Source organism: Flavobacterium gelatinilyticum (genome assembly GCF_027111295.1).
Taxonomy (GTDB): domain Bacteria; phylum Bacteroidota; class Bacteroidia; order Flavobacteriales; family Flavobacteriaceae; genus Flavobacterium; species Flavobacterium gelatinilyticum.
Genome location: NZ_CP114287.1, coordinates 1,032,976 through 1,056,950 on the forward strand (window position 1 = coordinate 1,032,976; position 23,975 = coordinate 1,056,950).

The 23,975-nt window shown below is 37.8% G+C and carries 25 protein-coding genes; 14 read left to right on the plus strand and 11 right to left on the minus strand.

The window, feature by feature from the left end:
* Nucleotides 1-117: 117 nt before the first annotated feature.
* Nucleotides 118-1,179 carry a FecR family protein gene (locus OZP11_RS04350; RefSeq protein WP_281234002.1) on the minus strand — a complete coding sequence of 354 codons (1,062 nt, stop codon included), beginning with the start codon at nt 1,177-1,179 and terminating at the stop codon, nt 118-120.
* An 87-nt stretch (nt 1,180-1,266) separates the two neighbouring features.
* Nucleotides 1,267-1,809 carry an RNA polymerase sigma factor gene (locus OZP11_RS04355; protein WP_281234003.1) on the minus strand — a complete coding sequence of 181 codons (543 nt, stop codon included), beginning with the start codon at nt 1,807-1,809 and terminating at the stop codon, nt 1,267-1,269.
* Nucleotides 1,810-2,352: 543 nt separating this feature from the next.
* On the opposite strand from OZP11_RS04355, the gene OZP11_RS04360 reads away from it, so the two are divergent.
* From OZP11_RS04360 to ilvD, 10 genes are all read left to right on the plus strand, one after another.
* The gene (locus OZP11_RS04360) at nt 2,353-2,520 is read left to right on the plus strand and encodes a hypothetical protein (RefSeq protein ID WP_281234004.1); all 168 of its coding nucleotides are present in this window, start codon (nt 2,353-2,355) and stop codon (nt 2,518-2,520) included.
* 366 nt (nt 2,521-2,886) lie between these two features.
* Nucleotides 2,887-4,014: an NAD(P)/FAD-dependent oxidoreductase gene (locus tag OZP11_RS04365; RefSeq protein ID WP_281234005.1), complete on the plus strand. Its 1,128-nt coding sequence runs from the start codon at nt 2,887-2,889 to the stop codon at nt 4,012-4,014.
* Entirely contained in the window at nt 4,015-4,728 is a 714-nt protein-coding gene (locus tag OZP11_RS04370; protein WP_281234006.1) for a methyltransferase domain-containing protein, read from the plus strand. It abuts the gene before it with no gap.
* A complete protein-coding gene (locus OZP11_RS04375; protein ID WP_281234007.1) occupies nt 4,725-5,777 on the plus strand; it encodes a type III polyketide synthase in 1,053 nt (350 codons plus the stop codon). The genes OZP11_RS04370 and OZP11_RS04375 overlap by 4 nt, the downstream gene beginning before the upstream one ends.
* A gap of 10 nt (nt 5,778-5,787) precedes the next feature.
* The gene (locus OZP11_RS04380; protein WP_281234008.1) at nt 5,788-6,225 is read left to right on the plus strand and encodes a 3-hydroxyacyl-ACP dehydratase FabZ family protein; all 438 of its coding nucleotides are present in this window, start codon (nt 5,788-5,790) and stop codon (nt 6,223-6,225) included.
* Complete coding sequence (locus OZP11_RS04385; protein ID WP_281234009.1) at nt 6,222-7,490, plus strand: beta-ketoacyl-[acyl-carrier-protein] synthase family protein; 1,269 nt, start codon at nt 6,222-6,224, stop codon at nt 7,488-7,490. Before OZP11_RS04380 ends, OZP11_RS04385 begins: the two co-directional genes overlap by 4 nt.
* Nucleotide 7,491: 1 nt before the next feature.
* A complete protein-coding gene (locus OZP11_RS04390) occupies nt 7,492-7,746 on the plus strand; it encodes an acyl carrier protein (RefSeq protein WP_281234010.1) in 255 nt (84 codons plus the stop codon).
* Entirely contained in the window at nt 7,743-8,240 is a 498-nt protein-coding gene (locus OZP11_RS04395; RefSeq protein ID WP_281234011.1) for a 4'-phosphopantetheinyl transferase family protein, read from the plus strand. The genes OZP11_RS04390 and OZP11_RS04395 overlap by 4 nt, the downstream gene beginning before the upstream one ends.
* Nucleotides 8,241-8,532: 292 nt before the next feature.
* Nucleotides 8,533-9,102, plus strand: coding sequence for a Crp/Fnr family transcriptional regulator (locus tag OZP11_RS04400; protein ID WP_281234012.1), 570 nt, complete (start codon nt 8,533-8,535; stop codon nt 9,100-9,102).
* Between the two features lie 51 nt (nt 9,103-9,153).
* Complete coding sequence (gene ilvD / locus OZP11_RS04405; protein WP_281234013.1) at nt 9,154-10,845, plus strand: dihydroxy-acid dehydratase; 1,692 nt, start codon at nt 9,154-9,156, stop codon at nt 10,843-10,845.
* Nucleotides 10,846-10,908: 63 nt separating this feature from the next.
* Here ilvD and OZP11_RS04410 read toward each other — a convergent pair whose 3' ends face one another.
* On the minus strand, nt 10,909-11,361 hold the full coding sequence (locus tag OZP11_RS04410; RefSeq protein ID WP_281234014.1) for an Lrp/AsnC family transcriptional regulator: 453 nt from the start codon (nt 11,359-11,361) through the stop codon (nt 10,909-10,911).
* A 98-nt stretch (nt 11,362-11,459) separates the two neighbouring features.
* Here OZP11_RS04410 and OZP11_RS04415 point away from each other — a divergent pair, with 98 nt between their 5' ends.
* Nucleotides 11,460-11,909, plus strand: a complete 450-nt coding sequence (locus OZP11_RS04415; protein ID WP_281234015.1) for a DMT family transporter — start codon at nt 11,460-11,462, stop codon at nt 11,907-11,909.
* Entirely contained in the window at nt 11,836-12,366 is a 531-nt protein-coding gene (locus tag OZP11_RS04420) for a DMT family transporter (RefSeq protein ID WP_281234016.1), read from the plus strand. Before OZP11_RS04415 ends, OZP11_RS04420 begins: the two co-directional genes overlap by 74 nt.
* A 20-nt stretch (nt 12,367-12,386) precedes the next feature.
* Here OZP11_RS04420 and OZP11_RS04425 read toward each other — a convergent pair whose 3' ends face one another.
* On the minus strand, nt 12,387-13,187 hold the full coding sequence (locus tag OZP11_RS04425) for an AraC family transcriptional regulator (protein ID WP_281234017.1): 801 nt from the start codon (nt 13,185-13,187) through the stop codon (nt 12,387-12,389).
* 71 nt (nt 13,188-13,258) lie between these two features.
* Here OZP11_RS04425 and OZP11_RS04430 point away from each other — a divergent pair, with 71 nt between their 5' ends.
* Nucleotides 13,259-14,413 carry an Atu1372/SO_1960 family protein gene (locus OZP11_RS04430; RefSeq protein WP_281234018.1) on the plus strand — a complete coding sequence of 385 codons (1,155 nt, stop codon included), beginning with the start codon at nt 13,259-13,261 and terminating at the stop codon, nt 14,411-14,413.
* Between the two features lie 84 nt (nt 14,414-14,497).
* Here the strand turns inward: OZP11_RS04430 and OZP11_RS04435 are convergent, their stop codons facing one another.
* The 7 genes from OZP11_RS04435 to OZP11_RS04465 all read right to left on the minus strand — a co-directional run bounded on the left by OZP11_RS04435 (nt 14,498) and on the right by OZP11_RS04465 (nt 23,370).
* Nucleotides 14,498-16,774, minus strand: coding sequence for an ATP-binding protein (locus tag OZP11_RS04435; RefSeq protein ID WP_281234019.1), 2,277 nt, complete (start codon nt 16,772-16,774; stop codon nt 14,498-14,500).
* Nucleotides 16,774-17,373 carry a biliverdin-producing heme oxygenase gene (locus tag OZP11_RS04440; protein WP_281234020.1) on the minus strand — a complete coding sequence of 200 codons (600 nt, stop codon included), beginning with the start codon at nt 17,371-17,373 and terminating at the stop codon, nt 16,774-16,776. The genes OZP11_RS04435 and OZP11_RS04440 overlap by 1 nt, the downstream gene beginning before the upstream one ends.
* A gap of 93 nt (nt 17,374-17,466) precedes the next feature.
* Nucleotides 17,467-18,897, minus strand: coding sequence for a glycosyltransferase family 2 protein (locus OZP11_RS04445; RefSeq protein ID WP_281235500.1), 1,431 nt, complete (start codon nt 18,895-18,897; stop codon nt 17,467-17,469).
* 10 nt (nt 18,898-18,907) lie between these two features.
* A complete protein-coding gene (locus tag OZP11_RS04450; protein ID WP_281234021.1) occupies nt 18,908-19,729 on the minus strand; it encodes a hypothetical protein in 822 nt (273 codons plus the stop codon).
* Nucleotide 19,730: 1 nt separating this feature from the next.
* Nucleotides 19,731-20,945 (minus strand): YaiO family outer membrane beta-barrel protein, encoded by a 1,215-nt coding sequence (locus tag OZP11_RS04455; RefSeq protein ID WP_281234022.1) that lies wholly within the window; start codon nt 20,943-20,945, stop codon nt 19,731-19,733.
* Entirely contained in the window at nt 20,945-21,310 is a 366-nt protein-coding gene (locus OZP11_RS04460) for a response regulator transcription factor (RefSeq protein WP_281234023.1), read from the minus strand. Before OZP11_RS04460 ends, OZP11_RS04455 begins: the two co-directional genes overlap by 1 nt.
* Nucleotides 21,311-21,384: 74 nt before the next feature.
* Entirely contained in the window at nt 21,385-23,370 is a 1,986-nt protein-coding gene (locus tag OZP11_RS04465) for a GAF domain-containing hybrid sensor histidine kinase/response regulator (RefSeq protein WP_281234024.1), read from the minus strand.
* Nucleotides 23,371-23,561: 191 nt separating this feature from the next.
* On the opposite strand from OZP11_RS04465, the gene OZP11_RS04470 reads away from it, so the two are divergent.
* Nucleotides 23,562-23,954: a carboxypeptidase-like regulatory domain-containing protein gene (locus tag OZP11_RS04470; protein WP_281234025.1), complete on the plus strand. Its 393-nt coding sequence runs from the start codon at nt 23,562-23,564 to the stop codon at nt 23,952-23,954.
* The last annotated feature ends 21 nt before the right edge of the window (nt 23,955-23,975 follow it).

Here is a 23,975-nt window from a genome sequence, read left to right on the forward strand (position 1 = left end):
TTCTACATAGCCAAAAGATGTTCCAGCATCTTTTGGTTTTTTTTAATGGCTAGGTTAGTTAAATATTCGAAATCTTTATTTAATCATAGGCAGGACTTGTTTTTTGGTTCATTAATACTAGTTAATAGTTATTTCTCTGTTTTCAGCATCGTACACGAATTCCAGTCCGGTAGTTGCTTCAAGTGTTTTTACGACTTTATCTAAATCATCATTCAGTTTAAATGCTCCTGAATACGTTTCTTTTGGGCTTACTTCTTTGTTTTTCAATACAAAATCAACATTGTAGTAGCGGGTTAATTTGTCTAATACCAGCGAAAGTCTTTCCTGATTGAATTCATAATAGCCTTTTCTCCACGAAAACAAAGACTCAACATTTTGAACAGACGTTTTTATTGTCTGTTGTTTTTTGTCTAAAGCCGCAATCATTCCCGGTTTCAGAACAGCCTGAATCGTATCGCTTCCAAAAAATCCTTTTTTAGCATACGCCACCTGTACTTTTCCGCGCAGCAAAGCAGTTGAAACTTTTGCATCACCAGGATAACAGCTTACATCAAATAAGGTCCCCAATACACGCACGCTGTAATTGTTGGCTGCACGCACAAAAAATGGTTTTTCGGCATTATGCGCAACATCAAAAATTCCTTCGCCTTCCAAAAATACCTCTCTATTTTCTCCTGAAAACGAAGTGGGGTAAATCAGTTTCGAACCGGAATTCAGCCATACAAGCGTACCGTCGGCCAGACTTAACTGCGCTCTTTTCCCGTAAGGAACCAAAACTTTGTTGTATTGTAATTCAGTCGATTTTTTCTGATTAATCTGTTTGTCATTTACCTGAATTTTATTTCCCGAAGCATCATACGCGATTGTAGTACTGTCTCCAATTGTAACGGCTTCCTGATTAGCTAATACCAGTTTTACCTGATCGCTTTTTTCGAAAGATTCAGGACTTTCTGCACTATTGGCAAACTGCTCAATCGGACTTAACTGTACTGACTGCGGGTCTTGTTTTACAACTGTAACAAGTCCTAATAAGATACAAAACACGGCAGCTACGCTCCAGGAAGCAATCCGCAGTCTTTTTCGTCTCACGCGTCTTTTCTCGAAAGCAATACTTTCGGCGATTCTCGCTTTTAAATCGGCTTTGGCTTCTTTAGGTAAAATTTTGAAATTTGGGTACAAAATATTTTTCTTTTAGGTTCTTCTATTACTATAAGAACCAAAAGCCAAAAACATAGACAAAAAAAATAATGTTTTTTTAAAGTTTTTTTAAAGCTTACCCCTCAACTCCTTTAAAGACCTGTAAATTAAGGTCCTGCATGATTCTAGACTTATTTCTAAAACAGCAGAAATTTCCTCATAAGACAAATCTTCGCTAAAACGAAGATGAAGTGCATAACGCTGTTTTTTGGTTAGAGAAGACAAAGCAACGGCTAAATTGGCATTTCTGTTTAAGGTAGTTTCATTGAAGATTAATTCATCTTCAGTCGAATCGGTTTTGTACATGCCCTCGCCCACAATGTCAAGGCTGACAATTTTCGTCTGGGATTTTAATTTTTTGAAAAGGTCGTTCTGAAGCGATTTAAATAAATAAGACTTTACCACAACATCAGCGGCAATGGTCTTACGATAGCGGTGAATATCTACAAAAACATCATGTATGGCATCCTGCACCAAGGATTCATCATTAGTGTACTGCATTCCAAATGTAAAAAGTATATTTATGTATCGATCATATAATTCATGATAAGCGCCAACATCTCCTTTTTTTATTTGACCCCATAAATCTATATCTTTCTTTTCATTCTTCATTGAAGATTTTCCCGCTTTTAGACTACTTTTCTATACAAAACTAAATAAATTAAAAAATTCTCAATTTATTTTTCATAATTATTTCGAAGATTGCTAATAATTATCAAAACCTCAAAAAAGACTTCTCTATTTCCTTTTTTTATAATTTTTCAGCAGATAATTTCTCTTAAATAGATTATGTAAAAATTCAGTTCAAAAATTTATTATTCCTATTCTTACGAGGATTTTTCGGCTGTAATCTTTATACTACAAAGAATTAGATACGAAAAATTTAAAAAAGCGGATTTTCGTCCCGCCAAACAAAAAATTGAAACAAATCTTTATCTTTTCGTGAAATAAAAGCTGCGTACCGTACGTTAAATTTATTTGCATAATCTTGTTTTTTTCTTTTCTCTGGTTTTGCAGACGCCAAAATGACTCACAAATTTCATTCTAAGAAAACCCGCACATGTGAATTGTGTAACAAACTAATAAAATTCTGTAAGTCAACACAATAACTCCTGACGTATTTTTGAAATCCCTAAAATTAAAACGATCATAGTCATGGAAAGTACAAGAACAAACAGCAGCGAGAATTTTGGCAGATGTATCCCTCAGACCACCCTGTATCCGGGAGATAATAACGAACTTATATTCCTGAAAACCTACAGCGGCGACTGGGGCGACTGGGACGAAAAAGCCGATACGACGATTTGCGATCCGAGTATTTAAAACTTTGACTAAAAAAACCAATTCAATAAAACGAGATTTTATTCCATCATAAAAAGTTAATGCTGTTATTCTGTAACAGCATTTTTTTTGTTTTAAACTGTATATTCTTAACCTTTGGGTGGAATTAATTTTTGTCTGGTTTTATCTTAATGGTTAGATTTAATCTGCGTACATCTGTATTATTTTTTTTAATCTGCGTGAAAAATCTATGAGCAAAAAAGTATTTCAAGCAGATTAAATTAGATTTTATTTATTTAAAAGAGTTTCAAATTTTTAACTGAATCTTTAAATATCTCCACCTTTAAAATTTAAAAATTCAGTAAATTATGTAAACGATATTACATTTTTTATACCTAATTTGGTGGTATGAGAACAAATCCTGATGTAGTGATTATTGGCGGCGGCCTTGCTGGTCTGGCAGGAGCTGTACACTTGTCTAAACAAGGATTACAGGTTATTCTTATTGAAAAAACGGCTTATCCAAGACACAAAGTCTGCGGCGAATATATCTCAAACGAAATTCTGCCTTACCTTAACTGGCTGGATATTGATGTTTCTGAACTTCATCCCACAGCTATTTCAAATTTCGAATTTACCGCCCAGAACGGCACAACTGCAAAAACGAAACTTCCTTTGGGCGGATTCGGGATCAGCCGCTATACACTGGATCATTTTTTATTTGAAAAAGCAGTGCAAAACGGCTGTCAGGTTATTACAGAAACTGTTACAGATATTTCTTTTGCCGATGATCTTTTCACTATAAAAACTTCAGAACAAATTTTATCCTCAAAAATCGTTTTGGGAGCTTACGGAAAACGCTCGAATATCGATCAGGTTCTTTCTCGCGATTTTATTTCTAAAAAATCTCCGTGGCTGGCTGTAAAAGCACATTACAAAGGCGATTTTGATACTGATCTTGTTGCTTTACACAATTTTCAGGGCGGTTACTGCGGAATTTCAAAAGTTGAAAACGGCCTGATAAATATTTGTTATCTGGCCGATTATGAAACTTTTAAGAAATACAAAAACATAGACGATTATCAGAAAGCCGTTCTGTACAAAAACAAAAAACTTAAACTGGTTTTAGAAAACAGTACGCAGGTATTCGACAAGCCGCTTACTATAAGCCAGATTTCGTTTGATAAAAAACTTCCGGTCGAGAATCATATCCTTATGATTGGCGATACGGCAGGGCTTATACACCCAATGTGCGGCAACGGAATGGCAATGGCGATTCACAGTGCGAAAATAGCAGCCGAACTTGTTATTGATTTTCATCATGGAAAAATAGAATCACGCAGCGTATTAGAAAAAAGATATGTCACGGCATGGAAGAAAAATTTCAGCAGAAGAATGTTTATCGGGAGAATTCTGGCCCGTGTCTTAACCCATAAAAAATTTACACATATTATGACTTCCGCCGCTGCATCGATGCCTTTTATATTATCGGCCATCATCAGACAAACACACGGCAGTCCTATAACTATTAATTAAATGAGCCTTAGCACCAAATACAGAACAGAAGAAACAGAAATAATGGACGATTTCTCGCTTGAAGGTGCAGAACTTACTGATGCACTGGATCAGATTGCGAATATAAACCAGTTATTGGGAGGCAATAAATTAACCCTTCACGGATTAAAACAGTTATTACAGAAAACAGATATTTCTAAAACAGTAGTCATTGCCGATATAGGCTGCGGTAACGGAGATATGCTGCGAATGCTGGCAGGATACGGCAAAAAAAGAGGACTGAATTTTAAACTGATAGGTCTTGATGCCAATCCTTTTACGATAAAATACGCCGAGAAACTCTCAGCCGGTTTTCCAAATATCGAGTATTTGTGTATGGATATTTTCAGCGATGAATTCAAAGATCTTCAATATGATATTGCTTTATGTACGCTGACTTTACATCATTTTACCACACAGCAGATTGCAGATGTAATGGATGTTCTGAACAAAAATGCATCCACTGGAATTGTAATAAACGATCTTCACCGCAGTAAACTGGCTTATCGTCTTTTTGAACTGATTGGTGTGGTTTTCAATCTGAATAATATGTCCCGAAAAGACGGACTGGTTTCTATTTTAAGGGGCTTTAAAAAAAACGAACTGGAAACGTTTTCCAAAAAACTAAATTTAAAAAACTATACCATAAGCTGGAAATGGGCTTTTCGCTACCAGTGGATAATTACTAAAATATGAGTGTAAAGATCATTACAGCTGTTAAGCAGCTCCCGCAATATTCACGTGCAACAGAAGATATTCTCCCGTTTGTCGATACCTGGCTTAACGGACAGGAAGAACGTTTTATCAAAAAAGTAAAAAAAATATTTGAAGGCGCCTCTGTCGATAAACGCTATTCGATAATGGAACCGTCGGAAGTTTTTACGGCCACTTCTTTTGAAGAAAAAAATGATATTTACAGTCGTGAAATGATTGTTCTTGGACATCAGGTTCTGGAAAAAGCACTCGAAAAAGCAAAATGGGAACCGCAGAGTCTGGACTATATTATTACGGTAAGCTGTACAGGTATTATGATACCTTCATTAGATGCCTATCTTATTAATAAAATGAAACTCAGACAGGATATTGTACGTCTTCCGGTAACCGAGATGGGCTGTGCCGCCGGAATATCCGGAATTATCTATGCCAAAAATTTCCTGAAATCAAATCCGGGAAAACGTGCGGCTGTAATTGCAGTCGAATCGCCTACCGCTACTTTTCAGCTCGATGATTTCTCGATGCCTAACATTGTAAGCGCTGCGATTTTTGGAGATGGTGCAGCCTGCTGTTTGTTATCTTCAGATGAAAACGATAAAGGACCGGAAATTCTGGACGAACAAATGTATCATTTTTATGATGCCGAACACATGATGGGGTTTAAACTCACCAACAGCGGGCTCCAGATGGTTCTCGATATTGAAGTTCCGGATACTATCGCCTCGCATTTTGGCAGCATCATTCACCCTTTTTTAAAACAAAATAATCTTGAAATAAAAGATATCGATCATATGATTTTTCATCCCGGAGGCAAAAAAATTGTCAATACTGTAGAAGAACTTTTCGCCGGACTGGATAAAAATATCGACGACACAAAAGAAATTCTAAAACAATACGGCAATATGTCGAGCGCAACCGTGCTGTATGTTCTGGAACGTATTATGAACCGTAATCCTAAAAAAGGCGAAAAAGGTTTGATGCTGAGTTTTGGTCCCGGATTTTCGGCACAAAGAGTTTTATTACAATGGTAATTTTTAGTTTATGAAATATACTGATATCATAGCACAGCTTCCGTACAGCGAACCTTTTTTATTTGTTGATGAACTTTTACAGGCCGATGAAAATGGTGTAACAGGTACCTTTACATTTAAAGAAGAAATGGATTTTTACAAAGGACATTTTAAAGGAAATCCCGTAACACCCGGCGTAATTTTAACCGAAACAATGGCACAGATCGGGATGGTATGTCTTGGAATATTGCTGCTGGATAATGACCTCAAACAAGATACCGTAATTGCTTTTACGTCTGCCGATATGGAGTTTTTAAAACCCGTTTATCCAAATGAAAAAGTAACGGTAACTTCTCAAAAAATATTCTTCCGTTTTGGAAAACTAAAATGCAGTGCTGTTATGAAAAATGAAGCCGGACAGGAAGTCTGCCGCGGTACACTTGCCGGAATGATAACTAAAAAATTATGAAAAAACGAATTGTCATAACAGGACTTGGCGTTGCAGCACCCAATGGTGTGGGTATTCCGGCATTTACACATGCACTGCAAAACGGTACATCCGGAATTCGTCATGATAAACAATTAGAGGAATTGCAGTTTTCCTGTCAGATTGCAGGGCAGCCGGAAATATCAGAAGAACTAAAATCGCAGTATTTTACAGAACTTGAACTTCGCGGTTTTAACAGCACCGGAATTTTATACGGCGTTATTGCCGGTATAGAAGCCTGGAAAAACGCAGGATTACCTCTAAATGAAAGTCCGGATTGGGACAGCGGGGCGATTTTTGGATCGGGAACTTCAGGAATAGATAAATTCCGCGAAAGCATTTATAAAATCGATGACCTGCAAACCCGCCGGCTCGGGAGTACGGTTGTGGCACAAACCATGAACAGCGGAGTGAGTGCATATCTGGGCGGTAAACTCGGATTGGGGAATCAGGTTACAACCAATTCATCGGCCTGCACAACAGGAACCGAAGCGATTTTAATGGCTTATGACAGAATTCAGTCGGGACAAGCTAAACGAATATTAGCAGGAAGTACCTCAGACAGCGGTCCTTATATCTGGGCGGGATTTGATGCGCTTCGTGTCTGCTCTTCCAAATACAACGATAACTCTGAAGAAGGTTCAAGACCGATGAGTGCATCGGCATCCGGTTTTGTACCCGGAAGCGGTGCCGGAGCTTTAGTTATCGAAGATCTTGAAAGTGCTTTAGAACGTAATGCGGTAATTTATGCCGAGATATTAGGCGGCAATGTCAATTCGGGCGGACAACGCGACGGAGGCAGTATGACAGCGCCAAATAGTACTGCAGTTCAAAAATGCATAACAAATGCTGTCAAAAATGCCGGAATCACAGCTCACGAAATTGATGCCATAAACGGTCATTTAACCGCTACCAAAAAAGACAGTCTGGAAATAGAAAACTGGACAAAGGCTTTGGAACGAAACGGTGCCAATTTTCCATACATTAACTCTTTAAAAAGTTTAACCGGACATTGTTTAAGTGCTTCGGGAAGTATCGAAAGTGTGGCTTCGGTATTGCAGCTTCACGAAGGTTTTCTCTTTGGAAATCGTAATTGTGCCGATCTTCATCCGGAAATCGCAGCGCTTATTGATCCTTCAAAAGTGCTTTTAGAAACTATTAAAACTCATCCCAAAACAATTGCCAAAGCCAGTTTTGGTTTTGGGGACGTAAATGCATGTATAGTATTTAAAAAATTCGAAAAATAAAATGGACAAAAAAGAACTTATCGAAAAACTAAAATTAGTCGTAAAGCCTTATACAACCAATACAGAGGCTTACGAAAACCTAAACGAGGAAACGGATTTTATCAAGGATCTCAATATTAATTCGGCCAATCTGGTTGATATTGTACTGGATATCGAAGAAAACTTTGATATCGTAATCGACAATCCCGACATGGAACGCATGCTGGATGTAAAAACAGCTGTTGAAATTATCGAGACCAAACTTGCCGCAAAATGATAGGCAATGATGTTATAGATCTCGCACAGTCACGCATAGAAAGCAGATGGCAGCGCAGAGGTTTTACAGAAAAACTTTTTACGGTTCCCGAGCAACAGCTTATTTCTAATTTTCACAATCCCGAAATCATGGTCTGGCTGTTGTGGAGCATGAAAGAAGCGGCCTATAAAATCTATAACAGACAAACAAAAATAAGGGAATTCAGCCCTAAAAAATTAAGCTGCAATATCCATTTTCAGAGCACAGCAGAAGCTTATGGAGAAGTAATCTGCGGTGAAAACAGCTATTTTACAAAATCAGTTCTTTCTCCCGAAAGTATCCACACCATTGCTGTAAGTTCTTTAAAAGACATTGGCCGCGTTACTGAAATTGAAAATAAAAAAGTGATAAAAGATGAAAACGGTATTCCGTATATCATGACTTCTGATGTTCTTAAACCCGTTTCTATAAGCCACCACGGACGTTTTGAAAAATGCGTTACGATTGGAGTTTAGTCACGAATTACAACTTATATCTGTGTGAAAAAGGATAACCGCGAATTCACGAATTTTACTGTTGTTTGTCTTAATTCAAACTTTCAATTGCCTCCAGCTAAAGCTGGAGGCAATTGATTTTTAGTGCAGCTGGAAATTAGTAAAATTCACGGCAGACAAAAATCATCACAATTCTCTAAATCCGCAAAAAAAAATTCGTGAATTCTCGGCAAACAAAAAACCGATTTTGACATTTGTCAATGTTTTTCTCCGCGATAACTTTTACTTTTGAAAAAGATTAACCCCGATGACCATGATAAGTGAGCTTGAAGCTTTAATTCAAAGCAAATTAGTACTAGACAAAAACGAACTTGCCGCCATACTTTCCTGTTTTAAACTCGTACAGGTAAAAAAGAATGAACAGCTTCTTAAAAGCGGCACAATTGCCGACAAAATATTTTTTATAAAAAAAGGCTGTCTCAGATTGTATTATAGTACAGATGATCATAACATTGCAACCCGATTCATGGCTTTTGAAGGCACTTTCCTTACTTCTATCGTCAGTTTTATTTCGCAGGAACCCAGCACCGAATATATTGAAGCCGTAGAAACATCCGATTTACTCGCAATTTCACGTCAAGATTTTTCACGACTTCGCAGTACGATTCCGCAATGGGATAAAATGTACATTTATATACTCGAATACGGCTTAACCGTAATTACATCAAAACTCAGTAGTTTACTGACCCAAAATGCTGCAGAACGGTACCGAAACCTGCTTAAAAACAATCCCGAACTGATTCAGCGATTATCCAATGCCAATCTCGCCGCCTATCTTAATATTTCGCCCGAAACATTAAGTCGAATAAAATCACAGATATAAACTGTCTGTCTAAATCAAAAAAAACAAAAACAACATTAAAAAGTATTTATCATGAGAAGTGATGAAGTAAAAAAAGGGATTCAGAGAACGCCCCACAGATCCTTATTGCGCGCTACAGGCTTAAAAAACGAAGATTTCAATAAACCGTTTATAGGGGTTGCCAATTCGTTTATTGAGATTATTCCGGGACACTTTTTCCTAAACAAAGTATCTGAAATTATTAAAGAAGAAATTCGCGCCAACGGCTGCGTTCCTTTTGAATTTAATACCATTGGAATCGATGACGGAATTGCAATGGGACACGACGGAATGTTATATTCACTGCCAAGCAGGGAAATTATCGCCAATTCGATCGAAAGTGTTATGAATGCTCATAAACTGGATGCTATGATCGCGATCCCGAACTGCGACAAGATTGTTCCGGGAATGATTATGGGTGCTTTACGAGTAGATGTACCCACTATTTTTGTGAGCGGCGGTCCTATGTCGAAAGGGTATACAAAAAACGGAACGGCAATTGACCTGGCATCGGCATTTGAAGCGGTGGGAAAACACGAAGCCGGAAAAATAAGCGATGAAGAATTATATGATATTGAATGCAACGCCTGTCCAAGCGGCGGAAGCTGTTCCGGAATGTTCACTGCTAATTCGATGAATACTTTAATGGAAGCAATGGGAATTGCATTACCGGGTAACGGAACCATTCTGGCGCAGACTCCGGAACGTGAACAGCTGTATCGCGAGGCCGCACGCCGAATCTGCGATATTGCTAAAGATCAGCATTCGAGAGAAAAATTCAGGCTGAAAAATATTCTGAACGAAAATGCCGTACGTAATGCTTTTGCTGTTGATATGGCTATGGGCGGAAGTACCAATACGGTTTTGCACATGCTGGCAATCGCCAATGAAGCCAATGTTGATTTTAAGCTGCAGGACATTAATACAATCTCGGGAAAAGTTTCGCATATCGCCAAAATATCACCAAGTTTAAGCACCGTTCACATGGAAGATATCAACAGAGCGGGCGGTGTAAATGCGGTTATGAAAGAAATAAACAAAAGAGGTTCCGGTGTTTTATTTGACAATCTGACGATCAGCGGTGAAACTTTACTGGAAAAAATTGCCAATGCCGAAATCAAAGACACGACTATTATTCATACCATTGATAATCCGTACAGCAATGTGGGCGGACTTGCCATTTTATATGGTAATCTTGCCGAGCAGGGTGCTGTAATTAAAACGGCAGGTCTTACAGGCGCGAGAGTTTTTACCGGTTCTGCGGTTTGTTTTGACGGTCAGGCTGAAGCCATTGCCGGAATCATGATGGGAAAAGTAAAAGCCGGAAATGTCGTGGTTATTCGGTACGAAGGTCCAAAAGGAGGTCCCGGAATGCAGGAAATGCTCTCTCCTACCAGTTTAATTATGGGAATGGGCCTTGGAAGTTCGGTTGCTTTAATTACAGATGGAAGGTTCAGCGGCGCAACAAGAGGCGCCTCAATCGGCCACGTTTCTCCCGAAGCAGCCGAAGGCGGTATGATTGGTCTGGTAAAAGACGGAGATGAAATTCATATCGATGTCGATCAGTATATTTTATCTGTTAATTTAACTGATGAAGAAATAGCGGCAAGAAGAGCCGTATTTACTCCTCTGAAAAAACCATTGTCATCAAAATGGCTTTCGCAATACAGAGCTTTAGTAACCAATTCGAGTACCGGAGGGGTATTGAGAACAGATTTGGATTAGTTTCTCTTATATATTTTGTTCAAAACCCATTTCTTTACATTTTAAGGAAATGGGTTTTGTTTTTTAAATCGGAATATGCAGTCCCATCTTCTCTACTCCCATTACGACAACGGTTCTAAATCGTTTGACATTTTTGTTGGCAAAAAACAATTCACGGGTCAGTTTTTCATAATCTGACATGGATCTGGCAACTATTATTAGAATAAAATCGGATTCTCCGGTTACATAATAACATTGCTGTACAGCCTCACAGGACACAAAGGACTTTTTTGTTTCATCGATAAGATCGATCTGTTCACTTTCCAGAAACACTTCAACCATCAGTGTTACAGGATTTCCCAGAAATTCTCTTTCCAGAACTGATATATCGGCTTTAATAATGCCTTCTTCCCGCATTCTTTTTATTCGGCGCTGCACCGCTGCAGGAGATAATCCTATCTGTTCGCCTATATCCCGTTGCGGCATTAAATTGTTTTTCTGAAGTATCTCGAGTATTGCCTTATCAAAAACATCCATAAATGAAACAAAATTGCAGATTGAACCTCAAATTTAAGTAAAAAAACCTCATATAATGATGCATTTTTGCATTCATAAAATTATTAGAAGTATAAAAGATGAATAAAGTAATATTAAAAGGGTTTGTTTTGGCTATTATGGCCGCTATATTTTGGGGAATTTCAGGAACATTCGGTCAGTTTCTTTTTCAGGAAAGAGGCGTTAATGTCGAATGGCTTATTACGGTTCGAATGCTTGTTTCGGGAATTATATTATTAATCTATGCCCGTTTTTATGAAAAAGCGGCTGTTTTCAAAATCTGGTACAGTAAAAAAGATGTTATACAACTACTGGTTTTCAGCATCGCCGGAATGCTCTCTGTTCAATATACCTATTTTGCCGCGATCAAACATTCTAATGCGGGCAACAGCAACCATACTGCAGTTCTGCGGTCCTATCATGATCGCTGTTTTCCTAGCTTTAAAATTCAGGAAAATGCCCGAAATAAAAGAAATACTAGCCATATTGCTTGCCGTAATTGGAACTTTGCTTCTCGTAACACACGGTAATTTTAGTAAACTCGCCATATCCGGTACGGCTTTATTTCTGGGACTCAGTTCTGCTGTGGCTTTGGCTGTTTATACTTTACAACCGGCTGCATTATTACATAAATACAAACCTTCTGTTGTAATTGGATGGGGAATGTTTTGCGGCGGTTTTGTGTTTAGTTTTGTAAAAGCTCCCTGGCAGGCAGATGGACATTGGGATTTGCTTACGTATTTGTACACAGGACTTATCATCGTATTTGGAACTTTGATTGCTTTTACTTTTTATCTGAATTCGGTTAAAATAATAGGCGGACAAAAAGCGAGTTTATTAGCATCTGCCGAACCTTTGGCTGCTACGATTCTGGCGGTTTACTGGCTTCAGACTCCGTTTTCCTTAATAGACTGGATAGGAAGTTTATTGATTATCTCAACTGTCTTTTTATTAAGCAAAAGTGCCGATAATAAAACGGCTTCATAACTAACAATATTAAGGTTTCATCATTTTTTCAGCTTCGGTTTTGTTTTGGTTATAGCGAAATAAGAACTCGTAAACGCGGCTAAACTTTTGTAACCAATCATAACAGCGATCTGGCTCAGCGTGTATTGTCCGCTGTCGATGAGTTCGATACTTTTTAATATTCGGATTAACTGAGCGTATTTTTGAAGTGTAAGTCCGGTTTCATTTTTAAAAATACGCTGCAGACTTCGAACTGACATAAGTGCTCTTTCGGCCAGTTCTTCGGGATTGAGGTTCTGCTGATAATGTAAACGGATAAAACTGCAAACGGGCATTAAACGAGCATCATACGGGACAGGAATCTGCAATGAACTGTTTTCGTCGCAAAAATAAGGCAGATTATTCAGCATGGCTTTCAGAAAGGACATTTGGCTGGTATTTTCTGTTACTACTTTGTTCCATCTCGAAGCATACTGCAGCATTTCTTTTAGTACTGCCGGAGCAGCAAAGACATGCACATCATTGTAAAAATCTTCATCTGGTGCCGATTTGAACAGTATCAGTCTTAAATTCACCTCACGCGCGTCTGAAGTAATCTGATGTGTTATTTTCGACGGAATCCAGATTACGTGATACTGCGGTACCAGATAGATTTTCTTCCCGATATGAAAATACTGGTATCCTTCTTCTACATACGTTAACTGATGGCGTTCATGAGAATGTTCATAGTCATCGTGTTTCCAGTTTTCTTCAGACCAGATATAGGCTTCGGCTTGTATATCGTCATGATATTCTCCTCTGCTCTTTTCCAGTAATCCGCATTTTATTTTGACGTTCTGCATACACTTTTTGGCAAATTTAATACAAACGACAAAGCTAACTTTGTTTTTTAATACCTAAAAAGAAAATTTATATGAAAAAAACGTATGCTTTTTTATTGATTTTATTGATACCATTTACAGTGCCCAAGGTTATGGCACAGACAGATAAATCAAATAATACCAAAATATTGATCCTGATTCATTCTGATACTGGAGGAACGTATGAATTAGCAAAAGAACTGGCAAAAGGAATCGAAAGTGAGTCGTATGCAAAAGCGGTTATTAAACAAGTAAAACCATCTGCCAATTCAAAACTGAAAGATATTCCTGCTGCCACTGTAGACGAGCTGCCTTCTTATGACGGGATTGTATTTGGTTCTCCGGTTTATTTTGGAAATATAAGCACGCCAATGAGTGAGTTTTTATCTAAAACTGTTGATTTATGGACCAATCATGCTCTCGAAGGAATGCCTGCTGCGGTATTTATGTCCGCCGGAAGCGGTGCCGGCAGAGAACTTGCTTTGCAGTCTTTCTGGAACAGTCTTGCTGTTCATGGTATGGTTCTGGTTTCGAATGGCATCCGCGGAAGCGAAAAAATCGACAAAAACATACCGCTTGGAAACAGCGTTTTGGGTTCCGGAAGTCTGGCTTCTTTAAAAACAGTTCAAAGACCAGCTGAAAGTGAACGTACAATCGCTCTGTTACAGGGAAAAAACTTTGCCAAAGTGGCTCAGGCATTAAAAGGTTCATTTAAAACTCAGACTGCAATGATTAAAAAAGAAGATAAAACCGATATCGATGCTGTTTTAAAACAAAAAAATATCGAACTGCCAAAGGTGCCTGCTCCTGCCGGAAATTATGTTCCGTATGTTCGTTCGGGAAATTTAGTTTTTATCAATCAGGTTAGTTTTAAAGACGGCGTTATTGTAAATCCGGGTAAACTGGGTAAGGATGTAAATGAAGATCAGGTAAAAGAAGCTTCTAAAATCACGATGCTGAATGTTATTTCTGTTTTAAAAGAGGCTGTTGACGGCGATTTGAACCGTGTAAAAAAGTGTGTACAGCTTACGGGAATTTTCAATACTCCGGAAGGTTACACTAAACATGCTGATTTAATGAATGCCGCTTCTAACTTAACGGTCGAAATATTTGGAGAAAAAGGCAAACACACCCGCGGAACTCTTGGAGCATCTTCTCTTCCTGTAAACTCTTCTGTAGAAATTCAGGCGATTTTTGAAGTTGAATAATCGCAGATTTCAAAATAGTATAAACAAAAAACTGCGTAAAATATCAGGATTTTACGCAGTTTTTTTATAATGGCTGTATTTCGCTTACAATCCTAAAAGGGTATCTTCGGGATCACACGGGAAATAAATTATGATATCTGTACCTTTATCCGGTCTTCCTTCGGCATGGATATCGCCTCCTACTGCCTGCATTATTTTTTTACACAGAGCAAGTCCAATTCCGGATCCTGTATATTCTTCCTGATTATGAAGTCGAGTAAAAACCTTAAAAATCGACTGGGCATACTGCTGTTCAAATCCAATTCCGTTATCCGAAAAACGAATCCAGTAACAGTACACTTTATACAAATGATGTATAAGAACAGGTTCCTGCGAAGCTGTGATTTTAATAACCGGCGTTCTGTCCGGCGATGCATATTTTAATGAGTTCTGCAAAATATTAAGAAACAGTTGCTGCATTAAAAAACTGATGGCATGAACTTCCGGAAGATTTTCATGTTCGATTACAGCATTCTTTTCGGTAATGATTTCATTCATTTCCTTAAGCGTGCTTTTCAGAGTTTTGTTCAGATCAATTTTCTGCAGGTTGTCTCTCGTATTTTTTATTCGGGTATATTTTAGGATATCTTCTAAAAGCCCTCTCATTCTTCCCGCTGATTTTGATACTCGTTTCAAAGAATTAGAAATACTGTCTGTAGAAACAACGTCGAGTTCAGTAAGCATTTTAGAAGTAATGAGCTGAATTTTACGCAATGGTTCCTGCAAATCATGTGTACTGATCCAGTTAATGTTTTCGAGTTCAGAGTTGGTTTCTTTCAGTAATTCACTCTGATTACGGTATTTTTCTTCTTCCTCACTCAGCATAATCATAATAAGCTGATTGTGCAGTGTATGAGCGTACTGAATCGCCGCATTGATTTCGTACCGGCGCCAGATACTGCTTTGGTTTTTAACAATCTGTTTCCAGATGTTAAATGAATTTCTGGGATGAAGTCCGTTATTGTCTTTTACGATACTTTTTTCAGGATCGCCTCCCCAGTTAATTTCCTTGATGGTTTCCGGTCTGTACCAGACAATATGGTCGTTATTGCCCAGAGAGTGGTAGATAATACCGGCAAAATTAACATTGGCTGTTATCTCAGAGAAACAATCACTGATTTTATTTGTAGTAAAAACGCCGTTGGTTTCCTGACTTTCAATACAGTTTAAAAGAAACGTTATCTGTTCGTCCGAAGGTGTCTGTCCGTTTTTATAAATTTTACCTTTTGAAATAACCGAAACACCCGCTGCATTACAAATATCGAGTAATTGGGGGGCTTTTACGATAATTTCGAGCGATTCCTGCACTAAAGGCACTTCAAGCCCTGATAATTGTTCTAAAGCAAGAGACGATTTTTGTGCGCTGGTATATTCGTCATTGGTCTCTCTTATATCAATCTGAGAGGTGATAAACTGTCCCTGAAGTTTGGCTGCCAGTCGTATTTCTGGTGAAATATTTTTTTCTGAATAATGATGACAGGCAATCAATCCCCAAAGTCTGTCGCGGTGAATAAGCGAAATAGTCAGGGTTGCGCCCACCCCCATATTTTTTAGATATTCAACATGAATAGGCGAAGTGCTTCTAAGGATCGAAAGACTTAAATCGAGGTTTTTATCTTCTTTATCGTCAATCGTAAAAATGGGAACCGGTTCGTATCCAATATCCACAATAAGCCTGAGCTGATTTTTAATATACAATTCCCTTGCCTGAGGCGGAATATCAGTATGCGGGTAATGCAGTCCTAAAAAAGGTTCGAGGTCTTCTCTTAAGCTTTCTGCAAAGACTTCTCCGTTGTACTGCTCATCAAAACGATAAATCATAACACGATCATATCCTGTTATTTCACGCGTTCCTTCTGCTACAAGTGCACACAAATCTTTAAGTGATTTGGTGTTGTTCATCTGGGTTACAAACTGAATTGTCTGGGTATATACATCAACCAGTTTTTCTTTGTCCGGAAACTGAGGTTCTGCTTCCAGAACATAGTTATCATGGCTTTTGTGTATGCTTATCTGGAATAATTTCCCCAGAAGTTCGATTTCAAGTGGAAATACATCCTGAATTTTATCTTCGTTGATGTATTCAATAATCTGCTTTTCTTCATCGGAACCAAAAACAGACGCAAAACTTTTTCCCAAAGCATCTGTATGGGTTACATTTACAAAGGAAGAAATATTTTGTGTGCAAAAATCAATTTTCCAATCGGCTGTAACACCAATTAGAAAACCGTGAGGCTGAATTTTACCGGGAATATGAATAGGCTCGTGTTCACAGTTAGTCAGGTTAACAATGTCACGATTAACAATATCTTTAATCTTCATTATCTCTGAACGCTCTCAAAATGATTATAGATGCTGTCAAAAGCATATTTTGCTCCTTCTATAATCTCATCGCCGCAATTATGTTCTTCTTCATACTGTGCCATGAAATTTAGAAAAGCTTTCCAGAAACTTCCGGTTTTATCGCCGTAGCCATTAAAATAGGAAACGCCTTTTCCGTTTGAAAGTTCCGGAAATGTTGAAACATTTTTCAGAATAAATCTGCCGCCCAGCGTAGAGCCTTCCATTACATACAAAATTCCAACAGCAAATGGTACTGTTAGTTTTGCATCCTGAAATACTTTAGCCGAACTGGTTTTAGTATAATTAAGATAGGAAAGATCGTCCTCGATAAGCTGTTTCTTTTTTCTTTGTTCCAGATCTTCTATAATGCCTGAAAGCAAAGGAAAAACGAGTTCTTCGGTATCTTTATGAACATCGTGCATAAGACTTAAATAAAAGGTATAATCCTCTAATTTCATGTCTGGGGAAATAATCGATGCCGAAACAGGAAGTCTTTCCAGTTTTGTATGTGAATCTGCTGTTTGTGTTTTTATATCGTTAAGAAAACCTGAAGATATCGTTGAAGCTGTTGTACTCATTTAGTCAGTTATAGTTTTATTGAATTTTAGGAGAGTCTGTTTTGTAACTCCTCTGTAACAAATTTAATAAAAAAAGATGAATAGCTGATTTTATTATTTTTTGGTAAAACCTTTTCGTGTCATTTCGCCCCAGCCCTTTGATCCCATCATTTTTTCTTTGTAACCTACTAAAGCAGCGTATACTGTAAGCGGGTGAAAATACAAAGGTTCTATAAAAGCAGCCATAAGCAGTTTGAAAAAATCGGCCTGTTTTGGGTATTTATGATACGTGCGTTCTTCGCTGTACAAAGCGATAACCGAAAAGAAAACTGCAAATGAATACACAAAAAGCACAAGTAAGAAGAAAAAATGCCAGTTGAGCAATCCGAATATTATAAATAAAATCGTGATTAAAAGTCCGATAAATTCAATTGCGGGAGCCAGGAATTCAAATAAAGTCCAATAAGGCACGCTTAGCATTCCCAACAATTTGTATTTTGGATTAAAGAACATTTTTTTGTGAAAACTCAGGGTTTCAATTGTGCCTCTCATCCAGCGGCTGCGCTGTTTTTTAAAAATTTTGAAATCTTCCGGCGCTTCTGTCCAGCAAAGCGGGTCCGGAATGTAACTTACAGAATACGGAAGTTTATTTTCGAGCATATAGCGACGCATTCTTACGATAAGTTCCATGTCCTCACCCACAGTTTTGGTGCTGTAACCACCTGAAAGTATGGCAATTTCTTTGTCGAAAGCACCAAATGCCCCGCTTATCAGCAACAAACCATCGAGTCTTCCCCATGCCATTCTGCCTAAAAGAAATGCTCTTAAATATTCTAAAACCTGAATTCTCGGCAGCATTACATCTGGAATATTCACCTCTACCAATCGGCCGTTTTTGATCACGCACTGGTTGGCAATTCGCACCACACCTCCGGTTGCAATAATTCGTTTTCCGTGCGATTCCAGAAAAGGTTTTGCCAGTTTTAAAAGAGAATCTTTATCGAGAATACAATCTACATCAATGCAGACTACATACGGATTTTGTGCAATGTTTAAACCTACGTTGAGCGCATCTGCTTTTCCGCCGTTTTCTTTGTCAACTACGATCAGTTTTTTAAATGCGGCATTTCTTGAAGTGTAAATTCCTCTGATTTTTTTTGTTTCGATCTGCCCGTGAATCTCCAGTTCGGTCAGGACAAGGTTGTAGGTATTGATCAGGATTTCCATCGAATTGTCTTTACTTCCGTCGTTTACCACTATAACCTGATAGTTATTGTAGTTTAAAGACAATAGGGATTTTACATTTTCTTCGATTGTAAAACCTTCATTGTAGGCAGGTGCTATTAAGGATAGTTTAGGAGCAAATTCGCTGGTTAAGAGTACTTCGTAATCAACAAAACTGTTTTTTTTAAGATAATTTCTAAGCTCTTTTGTAGAAAGATAGGCCAGCATCAAATATGAAGACATGATTAATATTGCATAAGCAAGTATAAGTATAATGTATACATCTATAAACCAAGTTATTTCACTATTAAAAAAAGTCATCATTTTAAATTTAAACTGTCAGTGTCTGCAGCACATTCTGCGCTTCATATTTTATTACCGTATTGGGAGTTCTGGCTGCAAGTTGTGCAACATACGGTACTTTCTGTGTAAGCTTAAGTTCTTTAATAAGCTTTAATCCCAGTGCTATAACAGTGGTGTTTTGTGATTCCAGTAAAAGTTCAACGCCTTTTGTATCGCCTATATCATGCTTTTTAAAAGCGCTGATAATGTTTAACTGCGTCCAGTCGTCGATAGGATCAGGATGTTCTGTAAGATGCACGATTCCTTTTGTTCCTTCGAGTTTAATACAGGCATTTATAGCGGTAATTTTTAAGGTTTTGTTTCGGGCTTTGGAAAACTGAATTATTTCATCAAAAGCGTCGTGTATATTAAACTCTGCCAGCTCTGTAATTCCTTTGCATTTTACCTCCCATTTATAGCTTTTTAGTTTCTTAAAGGAATCTTTGATTAATCCGGATTCTTTGTAAAACTGTTCCAGTTTTTGTGCATAAACGCCTTCGTAATTTTTATGGAGATTGATAACAGATTCTGTCATCACTTCTCTGAAGAAAAAGGTATCAAAAAGAACCAAAAAGTTTTTATCTTCTTTAAGCGCTGCAAAACGGAAGTCTTCAAAAACAACCGAAAACATTATTTTTTCGATCAGTACAGCGTATTCGGCACGTTTTTTTTCTCTTCTTATTTTCTTGTTTCGGCTTCCCACAATCACGAGATAGAGAATAAATGAGGCCGATACAAATGAATAGATACAAAACAGCAGAAAAGGTATAACCCAATGTCCGTTTCTATATATTTCCCAGAGTTCTTCCATCTTAAAAACGTTTTGTCACAATTACTTGTACGTTAAACTTGTTTCTGTATTGTCCGGGTGTATATTCTTCGTCTTCATAAAGAAATATTGGACGTACAAAAAACGAATCTCCAATGCGGTGCTGATACTGGATTCCTACCCTGTAGGCTTTTAAAGGCTGTGTAAAACCGTTGTAAAGATACAGGTACGGCACATTTCCGTACTGAAGTTCCAGTCGTATTATGCGTTCTTTTTCTTCATTGGTTCTCTGTATGCTTAATACGTGCGAAAACAATTCGTTTGATGTATCGTAATATGGTCTGTATGCCATTGTATAAATTCCGGCATTATAAGCCAGCTGTCCGGTAATGAGGGTAATATCGTCTGTATCAAAATGCATAAATCGGGCTCCCAGCGAGTAATCGAACTTTTTATAAGGTTTGAAATAATATTCTAAACCTGCTTTTGCCATAGGAAAAACCGTTTCTCCAGTTGAAACTCCGGCATTGGCATACAAATAACTTTTGTTGGAGAAGGTCTGGTAAAAATCGGTTTCAAAAAGCATTTGTGTATCATTACTGATGTTTCCTATATTGGCACGACCCACAATTGCTGATTTGCTGAATTTATGTGAGTATTCGACATAACCGTAATGAAACGGAGATTGTCCCGGATCTGAACTTGAAACGTTTAGATAAGAAGCTGATACGGCATTTTTGGCTTTACGCCCAATCAGAGTTCTGATTCCTCTAAAGGCCTGCGTGCTGTTTTCGGTTACAGGAAGTCCGTCGATAATTTCTAAAGCTTCCTGATCGCGGTTGAGTTTTTCCAGACAGATTACTTTTGTTTTTAAAACTTCGCTGTCATTTGGGTTCAACACTAAATATTTATCGCAATAGGTAATGCATTTATCAAATTCTTCTGACCAGAAATAAGTATTTATAACTGCCTGCAAGGCTTCCGGATTTGGATTAACTCTGTCAGCCATTGGCGACAATATTTTTGAAGCTGTTTTATAGTCTTTTTTCCAGCTGTAAATTCTTCCGGTGTAAATTTGTATATCTTCATCCTGCGGATATTTGGCGCGCAGAGGTTCTATAAGCAATAAAGCTTTATCAAAATTCCCTTTTTCGACTTCGCGTTTTACATTTGCCATTGTTTCATCGGCATTGATTTCCTGTCCCATTGCAATGCAGGAAATAAACAGCAGGAGTATTGAATAATATATAAATTTCATCAAAAACGAGTATTTAGTAATTTATTAATTCTCACTAAAAGCACGGCCGGGCTTACAGGTTTGGCTATAAATTCGTTTGCGCCAATATCAAAAGAATCCAGTTCTGTCTGTTCTACACCCGAGGAAGTCAGAATAATGACCGGAATATCAGATTTAAGCGTCTGCCTTATGTACTGGGTAATTTCCATACCGCTGATTCCGGGCATGTTTATATCGGTTAAAACAAGGTTATATTCATTTTTTTCGATGGCATCTAGTGCGTCTTTTCCATCCGAATACTGGTCTACACTAAATCCTTTTGATTCTAAGAAAAAAGATAATGATTTGCGTAGGATGTCATTATCTTCTGCTAAAATTATTCTCATTTTTAAAATTTTTATGCGGGGGTCTTTATAAATTTATAACTCCAAATGTAAAGCTATAGTATATTTTTCTTTAATCATAGTTCCTCTAAAACTTTTACGGCCTCAACGATACCGCAGTGTAAAATGTTTATTTTATCGACAATTTCGGCTGTAAATTCTCCGGTTGCCGCTTCTTCCTCAATAATCGCCGCGCAGGCACTTAAGTCATCGAGCATAAAAATATCAAGACTCGATTTCATATTATGCGCCAGTTTTTTTACTGCTTCATGCTTTTCATCTTTAAAGGCAGTGTCTAATTCTTCCATCTGCTCCGGAATTTTATCTATAAAAAGCGCAATCATATCTTTTATAAAATTTTCGTCGCCGCCGGCCATTTCGTCCAGAAAAGATAAATCTACAGTTCGTTTTTGTACAGCGTCTAAATCTTCGGTCATGGCCGTTTTGATGGCTTTTAAAAGTGCCGGCTGTTTGAATGGTTTTGGCACATACGCATTCATACCCACTTTATAGCATCGTTCCTGTTCGCCCACCAGAGAATGTGCGGTCATGGCTACGATTGGAATATTCAGATTCATTTCGTTCCGAATGTATTCTGTAGTCTGATAACCGTCTTTTATCGGCATCTGCAGGTCCATTAGTACGAGATCATATGTATTACGGGATAAAAGTTCGATTCCTTCTTCTCCATTATTGGCTATATCGAGTTCAAAACCAAAATTACTGATAACGCTTCTTACCAGTTTTTGGTTTAGGATATTGTCTTCGCAAAGCAGTATTTTTAGGTTTCCAAGATCGTTTAAAGTTACCGGTTTTACGGCATTCTCTGTACGCTCTACTTTTTTATAAGTCAGAACAAAGAAAAACTCAGAACCTCGGTTGATTTCACTCTTGACATGAATTTCTGATTTGTGGAGTTCGATTAACTGTTTTACGATATTAAGTCCTAATCCGGTGCCGCCAAAGGTTCGTGTTGTACTTTCTTCGCCTTGTGTAAAACGTTCAAAAATGGTTTTCAGTTTGTTTTTCTTGATCCCGATTCCGGTATCTTTTACGGAAAAGCGCAGTGAATATGCTGTTTCTGTTTCTTCTGTCATTTTTACAGAAACGGTTACTTCTCCTTCACTTGTAAATTTAAGAGAGTTTCCTATCAGGTTTACCATAATCTGGTTCAATCGTCCCTGATCGCCAATAACCATATCCGGCATATCGGCATCCAGAAAAAGATTAAATTCTACATCTTTCTTAACCTTGACTTTTAGCAGATTGTAAACGTGTTTTAGTGTTTTTTTGATGTTAAACGGTTCTGCTTCTATCGCTAAATTTCCCGATTCTATTTTAGAAAGATCCAGAATATCATTTACGATCAAAAGCAGGTTTTCGCCCGCGATTTGTACGCTGTCGATGTATTCGCGCTGTATTTCGTCTAATTCTGTCTGTGTAAGAAGATCTGTAAAACCAATAACGGCATTCAGGGGCGTTCTGATTTCATGGCTCATATTGGCCAAAAAACTATCTCTTGCCAAAACTGCTTTTTCGGCAATTTTTCTCTGGGCCTGCAGTTCGATATTTTTGGTTCCTAATTCTAACTGCGCCATAACGTGTTTGGCTACAAGCGAAAGTGCATTTCGCTGGTTTTGATTGAGATTTTTAGAAACGTGATCAACTGCACAAAGCGTCCCGATATTATATCCGTCAGGAGTTGTAAGCGGTACTCCGGCATAGAATCTCACGTTAAAACCTCCTGTTACATTAGGATCATCTTTAAATGTTTCGTTGACATGCGTGTCCGGTATTTCTACCATTTTTGTATCTAAAATAGTATACCGGCAAAAGGTAATTTCGCGAGGTACTTCTGATACGCCTATCCCAATTTCTGACTTAAACCATTGTCTGCTTTCATCTATAAACGAAATATGGGCAATAGGTACACCACAGATATATGAAACCAATTTTGTAGCATCATCAAAAGCAGTATCTGGCAGTGTATCAAGTATATTGTAACGTTTCAGCGCGGCCAAACGTTGTAATTCGTTATCTGGAATGGGAAAATCTTGATTCATCTTTTAAAGTGATAAAGAGCCATAAAGGTAACACAATTAAATAAAAAACTCAATACAATTGAGCCTTCATGAGATTCTTTAACCTTTGTTGAAAGATTTCAGGAAAATAATTTATATTCACTTCCAACCTTTTTAACGGGATTATCATCTATATAAAAAAGATCAAAAAACAAGGTAACTCCTGCATTTATATGAAACACTTATTTATACTTCTGTTCGCGTTTTTTTATTGTCATCTGGCTTTTGCTCAGGAACGAATTGTTTATGGTGTTGTTACAGAACCGACCGGCTATCCTATTCCGGGTGCAAACGTTTTGGTTGAAGGAACAAAAAACACAACTCAGACGGATTTTGACGGCTGCTATTCAATTAAAGTCAAACCGGAGCAGCATCTTATTTTCAGCTATTTTGGATTCAAAACCCAAAAAAAAGCAGCTGCTGCATACGAGATTAATGTGGTTTTACAAGAAGAAAAGAGTGATCTTCGGGAAGTATATCCTGTTTTTTATACTTTAAAAAAGAAAGATTTTAAAAATGCGCTAAAGGTTATACCGCCGGAGGAAATAAAAAAGGGTAAAAATTAGTTTCAGGTTTCAAGTTCCAGG